The sequence below is a fragment of the Mesorhizobium sp. M1A.F.Ca.IN.020.04.1.1 genome, from assembly GCF_003997315.1.
Taxonomy (GTDB): Bacteria; Pseudomonadota; Alphaproteobacteria; order Rhizobiales; family Rhizobiaceae; genus Mesorhizobium.
This window is the reverse complement of the sequence record NZ_RZSN01000319.1, coordinates 1-2,961: the sequence shown is the minus strand read 5'-3', so window position 1 is coordinate 2,961 and position 2,961 is coordinate 1. Positions and strand designations below refer to the sequence as shown.

General features: G+C 61.2%; 4 protein-coding genes and 1 pseudogene. 2 read left to right on the top strand and 3 right to left on the bottom strand.

All coding sequences use genetic code 11. From position 1 onward, the window contains the following. Window positions 1–490: thermonuclease family protein (locus tag EOA49_RS31210; protein WP_164749364.1), on the top strand; the 490-nt coding region annotated here is incomplete at its 5' end. 108 nt (window positions 491–598) lie between these two features. Next, a complete protein-coding gene (locus EOA49_RS31205) occupies window positions 599–1,045 on the top strand; it encodes a hypothetical protein (RefSeq protein WP_127241567.1) in 447 nt (148 codons plus the stop codon). A gap of 494 nt (window positions 1,046–1,539) precedes the next feature. Here the strand turns inward: EOA49_RS31205 and EOA49_RS31200 are convergent, their stop codons facing one another. From EOA49_RS31200 to EOA49_RS33200, 3 genes and pseudogenes are all read right to left on the bottom strand, one after another. Next, complete coding sequence (locus EOA49_RS31200) at window positions 1,540–1,992, bottom strand: hypothetical protein (RefSeq protein WP_127241566.1); 453 nt, start codon at window positions 1,990–1,992, stop codon at window positions 1,540–1,542. Next, window positions 1,992–2,441, bottom strand: a complete 450-nt coding sequence (locus EOA49_RS31195; protein ID WP_127241565.1) for a protein psiB — start codon at window positions 2,439–2,441, stop codon at window positions 1,992–1,994. Before EOA49_RS31195 ends, EOA49_RS31200 begins: the two co-directional genes overlap by 1 nt. A gap of 288 nt (window positions 2,442–2,729) precedes the next feature. Then, window positions 2,730–2,961: pseudogene (locus tag EOA49_RS33200) on the bottom strand (hypothetical protein); the annotation flags it as partial.

The following is a 2,961-nucleotide window of genomic DNA, read 5'->3' as shown; positions in this document are numbered from 1 at the left end:
TCCCTGCGGCCGGCGATCGGCCGAAGCGCTTGATGGCTTCCTGGCGGCTTCGAGGCCCGTGCAGTGCACGTTCGTGACCTGGGATCGCTATCACCGCTTCGTCGGCTACTGCCGGCGTGCCGACGGCGTCAGCGTGTCGGCGTGGATGGTCGAGCATGGCCAGGCACTCGATTGGCCGCGCTACAGCCAGGGCTCCTACGCACCGCAGCAGGCGAAGGCGCAGGCGGCGAAGATCGGCATGTGGAGTGGGAAGTTTGAGGCGCCGTGGGACTGGCGCGCGGCGCACGCGGAAAGCTCGGCGCCGTCGAGCCAGCCGCTCGGCATCATCAATCGTCGGCTGGTCGCGCAGAGCGGCTATTCGTGCGAGCCGCGACGATACTGCTCGCAGATTAGTTCGTGCGACGAAGCCCAATGGTATCTGCACAACTGCTCATGGGGCCGGAAGCTGGATCGGGACGGCGACGGCGTGGCCTGCGAGACGCTTTGTTGATGCACCTCTGCCTCTACGTCCTGGCGCGCTGGCCGTAGAGGACTTTGACGCACTTGCATCAACCTTCAGGTTGCGTAATGGTGCGATCGGCTTGGGGGAGAATCATTCATGCGCAATCGGTTATTGTTGGCCGCCTTGGCGGCGATCGCCGGCTGTCAGTCCGACCCAGCTGCAATCGTCTATAAGCCCGGCGTCGACTTGAACTCGACGGTGGCGGCGATCGATCAGTGCAAAATCGCATCTTTCAAAGATATTCCGCAGTCCATCGCCACAGACTATCACCCGGGCTACAGCAACCCCGGGACCGTTCAGTGCAACACCATCGGGACAGTGGTCTCCTGCAATACTATCGGTGCCGTGAACATCCCAGGGTCGACCACCACCTATGACGTGAACCAAGGCCTTCGCGATCGCTACGTCACCAGATGCCTTGAAGCGAAGGGGTTTGGCGTAAAAGCGGATGGTCGTTTGTGCGCCACACAGTCCGAAATTGCGCAGGCAATGAAGGACCGAGCTAATGGCCAGTTCCCGAAGTGTGCAATTCGCGCTGGCTAGATAGCATGGCACTGCGGCGCCGGGTACAACAGTACGGCAAGTGGTTCTTCGTTGCCGCTGGGCTAGCCCTAGCTCTTCAAGCGAGTGTCTATTGGAACGATCGACAGATAGAACGTGATCGGGCATCAAGACCCGCCCCGCACGCATTTACTTGTAATCGTGAGATGCCTAGCAATGCAGGACTGGCGTGGGTAGAGAGATTTTGCAATGTCACTGTGGCTGCGACCAACGACGGTGTGAAATTCTTCCCCACTCCTGATCCGCGCCCTTATTACTATATTTGCGAAAAGTCCGCAGTTATAAACGGCGATAATATGCCAATCAACGCTGATCTAGATTGGCTTGATCTATTCTGCACTCGCCATTTGAGTGCGCAGGACTAAGAGAGCTTTTGGACACGAAAAGAGCGCCTGCTGGGCGCTCTCTTCGTTTGCGCCTCAGCATCAATCAAGACGCTGCAGCGCTACGCGACGTGCCTGACAGGATGTCGTCCCTTAGGGGCACGCCAATGTCGTTGCGTCGGCCAGGATCATCGTCACCTGCGACCTCTTGGGCTTCGCGTCGGCGCGGCGGGAGTCCGCGATCTTCAAGCGCTTTTCCTTGCGCGCAACGGGAAAACGTGCCGGGCCGGTGACAAACCAGTTGAGGCAGCGCCCCTCCGCCGCCCAATAGCGGCGCGTCAGGTCAACATGCCGCCGTGCAAACGCCTCGATCTCGGCAACGCCGTCGAAACCCTGCGCGATCTCGCGCATCTCGCCCAGCGCCTCGACAAATACCGCGAAGTCATTCAATCGCGCTGCCAGCTCGTCTAGCTCGATATTCGTGCGCCGATCTGGAAAGTGGGTGAGGGCGTCGAACAGGTGTTCGATGGCCTTCGCCGCGATACTCGCGGCGAAGGTTCCGACCGAGACGACTAGGGTCCGGTTCTCGACAATTGCGATGGTCATCACGCCTCTCCTTCGACGCTGGTAGGGGCGCGGCGCTCGATGCGGACCTGCAAGCCCATAAGCGCACCGGCGATGATGATGCCGCCTGGCGTCTTCTCGTCAGATGTTGCGAAAACGGGGTCCAGGACGGGGCGGCAGCACTTGAAATGGGCGGCCACATCTTCAAGGCTGATGAGGGGAGACGTGTAGGGCTCGCGGCCATCGCCGCCGACCAGAGCGATTTTCCCGGCGAGCGGCTGCGGGTAGCCTTCAAAGATGGTGAAGGCGGTCAGCCCAGCCCGCAAACCTTGCTCGTCGACGAAAAGGGAATGCCGTTCATCGAAGCGCACGAGTTCGATCAGGCGGCAACCGATCAACTCATAAATCGGCTTGAAGCTGATGCCGCGCGGAAGGGTGACGGCCCGGAAAAGCGTCGTTTCCGGGTCCAACAGGTAGCAGGTGTGTGACATAATCCAGCCCTTTCATTCACCGCGAAGCGATCAAGCTCTTGCCTGAGGGGCAGGAGCCCGCTCCTGCTCCCCGAGCTCGCGCGGAGCAGCGGGAGAGAGGGAGGCAAAGGAAAAAACGGAGGGGGTTCGCCCGCCCGTAGGCTTCAGCCGGAGGGTCGGCGCCGATCCGCGCATGCGGATCCGCGTCGATCCTGCACGGAGCGCGGGGCCGAAGGACCAAGCGGAGGAAAGACGGGGAGACCGTTTTTTCCCTTGCGAGGGAGAGAGGGCAGCGCCCTCTTCCCCTCCTCAGGAATGGAAGTCGGCTGCGGAGAGCGGCCGGCAATAACTCTCGAACGGTTCTTTGAAGGCTTCCGGCCCGAACAGGAGCGGGCCGACATAAGGCCGCACAAGACAGAGGTCACGATCATCATCGATCGCGAACGCAACGTGGGGCTGATACGTCGGGTGTTCCCACTTCGCCCCGTGCCGGCGGAACTGCGCATGACGTTGGCGCAGTTCCGCCGGCACGGGGCGAAGT

What these genes read in the sequence shown, in the direction of transcription:
- EOA49_RS31200 (WP_127241566.1), bottom strand. Translation starts at nt 1,992, where the DNA reads ATGACCATCGCAATTGTCGAGAACCGGACCCTAGTCGTCTCGGTCGGA.
- EOA49_RS31195 (WP_127241565.1), bottom strand. Translation starts at nt 2,441, where the DNA reads ATGTCACACACCTGCTACCTGTTGGACCCGGAAACGACGCTTTTCCGG.
- EOA49_RS31205 (WP_127241567.1), top strand. Translation starts at nt 599, where the DNA reads ATGCGCAATCGGTTATTGTTGGCCGCCTTGGCGGCGATCGCCGGCTGT.